The sequence below is a fragment of the uncultured Stenotrophomonas sp. genome (genome assembly GCF_963519925.1).
Lineage (GTDB): Bacteria > Pseudomonadota > Gammaproteobacteria > Xanthomonadales > Xanthomonadaceae > Stenotrophomonas > Stenotrophomonas maltophilia_AE.
Genome location: NZ_CAUQPH010000176.1, coordinates 1 through 6377 on the forward strand (window position 1 = coordinate 1; position 6377 = coordinate 6377).

The following is a 6377-nucleotide window of genomic DNA, read 5'->3' on the forward strand; positions in this document are numbered from 1 at the left end:
ACCCTGCGGGCCACTGGGTCCCCCTTTTGGCGGTGGAGGGGTGTGTGCGTGGTGTGTGGGGGGTGGTTGCCCCTCGCGCGGTCACGGGTGTGCATGGGCCGGCCAACGGCCGGCGCTACCGGTGGATTGATCCAGATCGGTGGATTGATCCAGATCTCAATGGGCCCGTACCAATTCGTAGCGCCGGCCGTTGGCCGGCCCTTGCATCGCCCAAGATCAATGCCCCCCGTCGAGGGCCTTCAATTCACTGACCAACGCGCTCGCCGCCCCGGCCCCGTCGCCGTACAACATGCGCGCGTTGTCGGCATAGAACAGCGCGTTTTCGATGCCGGCAAACCCGGTGCCCTTGCCGCGCTTGATCACCACCACGTTGCGCGCGTTCACCACGTCCAGGATCGGCATGCCGTAGATCGGGCTGGCCGGGTCGGTGCGCGCCACCGGGTTGACCACGTCGTTGGCGCCGATCACCAGTGCCACGTCGGTGTTGGGGAATTCGGGGTTGATGTCGTCCATGTCGGCGATCAGGTCATACGGCACCCCGGCTTCGGCCAGCAGGACGTTCATGTGGCCGGGCATGCGCCCGGCCACCGGGTGGATCGCGAACTTCACCTTGATCCCACGCTCGATCAGCCGCTGCGCCAGTTCCCAGACCTTGTGCTGGGCCTGGGCCACCGCCATGCCATAGCCGGGCACGATCACCACGCGCTCGGCGAACGCCATCAGCGCGGCCACGTCGCTGGCCTCGATCGGCTTCTGCGCGCCGGTGATCTCCTGTGCGGCGCCACCGCCGCCGAAGTTGGAGAACAGCACACCGCTGATCGGCCGGTTCATCGCCTTGGCCATCAGCCGGGTCAGCAGGATGCCGGCCGCACCGACCATCATTCCGGCGATGATCAATGCCTCATTGCCCAGCACATAGCCTTCGAAGGCCACCGCCAGGCCGGTGAACGCGTTGTACAGCGAAATCACCACCGGCATGTCCGCGCCGCCGATCGGCAGCGTCATCAGCACGCCCAGCGCCAACGCCACCACGAAGAAGCCGATGATCGCCACCGGACTCAGGCTCACCGCCGCCCAGATCCCCAGCCCGACCACCGCCACCGCCACCAGCAGGTTGAACGCCTGTTGGCCGGGGAAGATGACGCGCCGGTCCAGGCGGCCGTCAAGCTTGGCCCAAGCGATGATCGAACCGGACAGCGACACCGCACCGATCGCCGAACCGATGATGGCCAGCGCCAGCACCGTCGTCGACGGCTGCCGGGCGGCCAGCTCGGCGATGGCCTGCTCGCTCCAGTGGGTGGTATCGCGATTGACCAGGAACGAGAAACGCAGCAGTTCGACCGCACCGATCGCAGCCGCCGAGCCGCCACCCATGCCGTTGTACAGCGCCACCATCTGCGGCATGTCGGTGATCGCCACGCGCTTGGCCGACCACCAGGCCACCCCGGTACCGATGGCCACCGCCGCCAGGATCAGCGGCACGTTGTGCAGGTCGGGCAGGAAGAAGGTCGCCACCGTGGCGATCAGCATGCCCAGCCCGGCCCAGCGGATGCCGCTGCGCGCGGTCATCGGCGAGGCCATGCGCTGCAGGCCGAGCAGGAACAGGGTGGCGGCGACCAGGTAGCTCACCTGTACCAGCCACTGCAGCAGTTGCGCGGTGGAGACGTTCAAGGCGCCTTCTCCCCGGCGTCGCGCTTCTGGCTGGGCTTGAACATGTCCAGCATGCGTTCGGTCACCACGTAGCCACCGGCCGCGTTGCCCGCGCCGAGCACCACGGCGATGAAGCCGATGATCTTCTCCAGCGGGGTCTGCGCGTGGCCCAGCACCACCATGGCCCCGATCAGCACGATGCCGTGGATGAAGTTGGACCCGGACATCAGGGGGGTATGCAGGATCACCGGCACCCGCGAAATGATCACGTGGCCCGCGATCGCGGCCAGCATGAAGATGTACAACGCCACGAACCCGTCGCTCATTGCAGTCCCTCTTCCAGGCGGTCATCCCGTCCCGTGCATCATAACCATGCGCTGAACCGATCTGCAGCGACGTCAACCGACGCCGCGTCGGTGCGTTCTCACCGTATCCCTCCTGCGCGAGCGCTACCCTGTGCTGGTGAGCCCTTCCCTGCCGACCCTGCCCGACGATGTCGACGACGCGCTGCCGGTGTCGCTGGACGCGTTCCTGGCCGGGATCGGGCCCCGTGCCTTCCGCTTCGCCGAGGCCGGCCTGCGCCAGCGCGATGATGCGCTGGACGCGGTGCAGGACGCGATGCTGCGCATGCTGGCCTACCGCGACAAACCCGCCGGCGAGTGGTCTCCGCTGTTCTGGAGCATCCTGCGCCGCCGCGTGGTCGACCTGCAGCGCCGCCGCGGCTTCCGGCTGCGGTTCTGGCGCAGCAGCGACGACCTGGCCGGCGACCACGACATCGACTGGGCCGACCCCGGCCCGGGCCCGGCCCAGGCGCATGAGCAGCGCGATCAGTACGCCGCGCTGGTCAGGGCATTGCGTGAATTGCCTGCACGCCAGCGCGAAGCCTTCACCCTGCGCGTGCTGCAGCAGCTCGACGGCGCCACCGCCGCAGCGGCCATGGGCTGCAGCGAAGGCGCGGTCAAAACCCATCTTTCGCGCGCCCGGCAGGCGCTGCAGCAGCACCTGGAGATCGCATTGTGAGCCGCCCCGACACCCCGCTTCCCGGCGACGCCGCCCTGCAGCAGCTGCACGCGCACGCGGTGGACCAGCTTTCCCCGGCCACGCTGGCCCGGTTGCGCGCCGCACGGCAGGCCCCGCAGCGCGCACGCGCGCACGGCTGGTGGCTGGCCACGGCCTGTTCGCTGGTGGTGGCGCTGGGCCTGGGCATCAGCTTCACCGCCCGTCCGCCGGCCGCACCGCCTGCGCAGATGGCCGCCGTCGCCCCGGATGACAGCAGCGAGCTGCTGGACGAGAATCCGGACCTGTACCTGTGGCTGGGCGCCACCGACCTGGCAATGGAGTGAACATGAAACCGCGACTGACCCTGGCGCTGGTGCTGCTGTCGCTGAGCGCGGCCAGCGGCGCCCAGACTTCGGCGCTGCCGGAGTGGGACAAGCTCACCCCGCAGCAGCGCGAGGCGCTGATCGCGCCGGTGCGCGACCGCTGGAACGACGCGCCGCCGCCGCAACGCGAACGCATGCTGCAGCATGGCCAGCGCTGGCAGGGCATGACCCCCGAACAGCGCGAACTGGCCCGCCGCGGCCGCCACCGCTTCGAGAACATGAGCCCGGAACAGCGGGAGCAGGCGCGCGTGCTGTTCGCGCAGATGCGCAGCATGACCCCTGCGCAGCGCGACGCGTTGCGCGAGCGCTGGGAGAAAATGACCCCGGAGCAGCGGCAGGAGTGGTTGAAGGCCAACCCGGCGAAGGAGCTCCCGCCGGCACCCCCGAAGCGCTGATCGTTGAAGCGCAGCCACGCAGGGCGTGGCTCTACGGCGACAGGGCGACGAGACGACGGGACGACGGGACAACGGTAGAGCCACGCCCTGCGTGGCTGCGCGAGGACGCGGCGTGCCTAGGCCACCCAGCGCGTCTTTGCCAGCAGCTCGTCGTCCCAGTCGAAGGCCAGCGCCCCGTCCTTCAGGAACAGCGCCACGAAGTTGTATAGGTTGCGCGCATACATCTCACTGGCATGCACCGCGCCCTGGCTGGCCAGGTTCAACGGCCCGTCCACCACCACCCCGTCCACCTCGATGGTTTCGCCCGGTCGCGTGGCCTCGCAGTTGCCGCCGGTTTCCGCCGCCAGATCCACGATCACGCTGCCCGGGCGCATGCCCTGCACCATCGCGCTGGTGACGATCTTCGGCGCCGGCCGCCCAGGGACCGCAGCGGTACAGATCACCACATCGACCAGCCGCAGGTGCTCACCCAGCCGGCGCTGCTGCTCGGCCCGCTCGTCATCGGTCAACGGCCGCGCATACCCGCCCTCGCCTACCGCGCTGACTCCCAGGTCGAGGAATTTCCCCCCCAGCGACTCGATCTGCTCGCGCGTTTCCGGACGGACATCGAAGCCCTCCACCTGCGCACCGAGCCGGCGCGCGGTGGCAACGGCCTGCAGGCCGGCCACGCCCGCGCCCACCACCAGCACCCGCGACGGACGGATGGTGCCGGCGGCGGTGGTCAGCATCGGGAAGAAGCGCGGCGCCAGCTGCGCGGCGATCAGCGTGGCCTTGTACCCCGCCATGCCCGCCTGCGAACTCAGCACGTCCATCGACTGCGCGCGCGTGGTGCGCGGCAACCGTTCCAGCGGAAACGCCTGCAGCCCGCGCGACTGGATCATCCCCGCCCGTTCGGCATCGGCCTGCGGGTGCAGCATGCCGACCAGGCTGGCGCCGTTCTTGAGCGCACCCAGCCGCGCGGTCTCCGGCGGCTGCACGCACAGCACGATGTCGGCCTGGGCGAGGCGCCCATCGTCGGCCAACTGCGCGCCGGCCTCGAGATAGGCCGCATCGGGGAAGCCGGCCAGACGTCCGGCACCGGGTTCGAACCAGGCCGTCGCGCCGAGCGCGATCAGCTTGCGCGCCGTTTCCGGAGTCATCGCCACGCGCCGTTCGCCCGGCGCACGTTCCCTCAGTACCAACACCTCGACAGCCATGCATGTCCCCGAGCAGCGGTAGGTGGGGTGATCGTACCCTGAGTGGCGCGTGGGGGAGGTGGTGTCCAGCGAAGATTAAAAGCCTACGCCGATGATTTTCATGCGTTACCGGGCGCGGAACGTGCAATGGCAGTCGTTTGGGAACCGACTCTACCGGCGCGCGGCCCACCATCGGGGGGCCGGCACGTAGCAACCGAAACGCTGTCGTTGAAGTTGACGTCAGTGAACCGTCGCGCCCTTGGTGTCCAGGCGGTCGATCACGCCCTGCATGGCGCTGTCGAAGGCGCCGTCGTCGATGTGCGCGCGCAGGCGGCCCAGCCGCACCATCACCGCCAGCTCTTCCGGCGAGGCCACGCAGAAACGCACGCCGCGGCGGTTCACGAACAACAGGCGCTGCGAAATCGGGCTTACCCAGGACAGCTTGCCGGCCTGCACCTTGCCGTCCTTGTCCACGAAGTCCAGCCAGCTGCCGATCTCCAGCCCGCGGAAGCGGTCCGCATCGGCGTTGTCGAAATCGGTCACGTCGACCTTGCCGCCCAGCTCGACCCCCGCACTGTCCGCCGCTGGCGGCGCCGGCAGTACCACCTGCGGCAGCTCCGGCAGCGCGCGTTCCAGCTCCGGGCGCGACTCGGCAATCGACTGCAGCGTGTCGTGCAGCGAATCGATCGCCGCCGTAGCGCCGTCGGCATGCACGCCGACGCTGGCGAATACCTTGCGCAGCACCGGGTGCCACGCCTGCAGCCAGGGCTTGCCGACCACGTGCCGGCGCGCCTCCGCCACTTCCTCCAATACCCCGTCGGCCAACGCCAACGCCTCGCTCACCGACGCGCCATCGTCGCCCTCGCGCAGCACCGCCAGGGTCAGGTGGTGCTGCCACGGCTGGCGCAGGAACTCGCCGATCGCCTGCGGCAACGTCGTATCGGCAATGCGCCAATCCAGTTCCGAGGCCGCACGGCTGCGTGCGACCTCCAGCTTTTCCTGCCCGCGCTGGGTCTCCGCCGCGCGGCGCTCGGCGATCTCGATGCGGCGCCGGTGCTGGGCCAGGAAATCGCGGAATTCTTCCTCCAGGGTCAGGAAGATCGCCAGGTTCTCGTTGAACTCCGCCACCAGCCGTTCAATGATCTCCTCGACCTTGCCCATCAACACCCGCTCGGCCTGGCTCTCGCCGGTATTGCCTTCGCAGGCCTCGGCCAGCGAATTGAGCAGCTTGCGCGCCGGATGGGTCTTCTGCACGAACATGCGGCGGTCGAGCATCGCCACCTTCACGAACGGCACCACCAGGCGACCGATCAGCTCACGCGAACGTCCCTCCAGGTCGCGCTCGTCCAGCATCACGTCGAACAGCATGCCGACCAGGTCGATCGCATCCTCGTCCTGCGGGTCCAGCCGCGCCTGCGCCGGGTCCACGCCCAGCCGGGTCGCCCCCGACAATACCTCGCTCTTCAGCCGCTGCGCCAGCGACTCGCCATCTTCGCCGATCGCCGCGCGCAGCGTCGCACTCGGCGTGGCCTGCAGCAGCGACAGCACCGACATCATCTCGCGCTGGCTGAGCGGGCGTTGCTGGCCCACCGCCACGCTGGCCGCGGACGTCGCGTCTTCGCGGACGTGCCGGGTCTGCTGCAGCAGTTCGTGCAGCGCTTCCAGCAGCATGCCCTGGTTGCCGCTCATGCCGTCGGCGCCGTCACCGGCCCGGTCCTGCGCCGCCTGCGCGGACTGCATGCGGCCACGGCTGGCCGCCCAGCGGTCGGCAAAGC

At 69.4% G+C, this 6377-nt stretch carries 7 protein-coding genes; 3 read left to right on the forward strand and 4 right to left on the reverse strand.

Features of this window, described 5'->3' with window-relative positions; all coding sequences use genetic code 11:
• Positions 1-216: 216 nt before the first annotated feature.
• Both RWO33_RS18450 and RWO33_RS18455 read right to left on the reverse strand, forming a co-directional pair.
• The gene (locus RWO33_RS18450; protein ID WP_314106689.1) at positions 217-1671 is read right to left on the reverse strand and encodes an NAD(P)(+) transhydrogenase (Re/Si-specific) subunit beta; all 1455 of its coding nucleotides are present in this window, start codon (positions 1669-1671) and stop codon (positions 217-219) included.
• Entirely contained in the window at positions 1668-1976 is a 309-nt protein-coding gene (locus RWO33_RS18455; protein WP_068849390.1) for an NAD(P) transhydrogenase subunit alpha, read from the reverse strand. The genes RWO33_RS18450 and RWO33_RS18455 overlap by 4 nt, the downstream gene beginning before the upstream one ends.
• 130 nt (positions 1977-2106) lie before the next feature.
• Here RWO33_RS18455 and RWO33_RS18460 point away from each other — a divergent pair, with 130 nt between their 5' ends.
• Genes RWO33_RS18460 through RWO33_RS18470 form a run of 3 tightly spaced genes read left to right on the forward strand, consistent with a single transcriptional unit; the run spans position 2107 to position 3427 of the window.
• Positions 2107-2670 (forward strand): RNA polymerase sigma factor, encoded by a 564-nt coding sequence (locus tag RWO33_RS18460; RefSeq protein ID WP_314106692.1) that lies wholly within the window; start codon positions 2107-2109, stop codon positions 2668-2670.
• Positions 2667-2993: a hypothetical protein gene (locus tag RWO33_RS18465; protein WP_314106693.1), complete on the forward strand. Its 327-nt coding sequence runs from the start codon at positions 2667-2669 to the stop codon at positions 2991-2993. The genes RWO33_RS18460 and RWO33_RS18465 overlap by 4 nt, the downstream gene beginning before the upstream one ends.
• Positions 2994-2995: 2 nt before the next feature.
• Positions 2996-3427: a DUF3106 domain-containing protein gene (locus RWO33_RS18470; RefSeq protein WP_314106694.1), complete on the forward strand. Its 432-nt coding sequence runs from the start codon at positions 2996-2998 to the stop codon at positions 3425-3427.
• A gap of 116 nt (positions 3428-3543) precedes the next feature.
• On the opposite strand, the gene RWO33_RS18475 is transcribed toward RWO33_RS18470, so the two are convergent.
• Entirely contained in the window at positions 3544-4623 is a 1080-nt protein-coding gene (locus RWO33_RS18475) for an NAD(P) transhydrogenase subunit alpha (protein WP_145481596.1), read from the reverse strand.
• A 219-nt stretch (positions 4624-4842) separates the two neighbouring features.
• Positions 4843-6377, reverse strand: a 1535-nt coding sequence (locus RWO33_RS18480; protein WP_314106697.1) for a DUF1631 family protein, incomplete at its 5' end; no start/stop codon positions are given.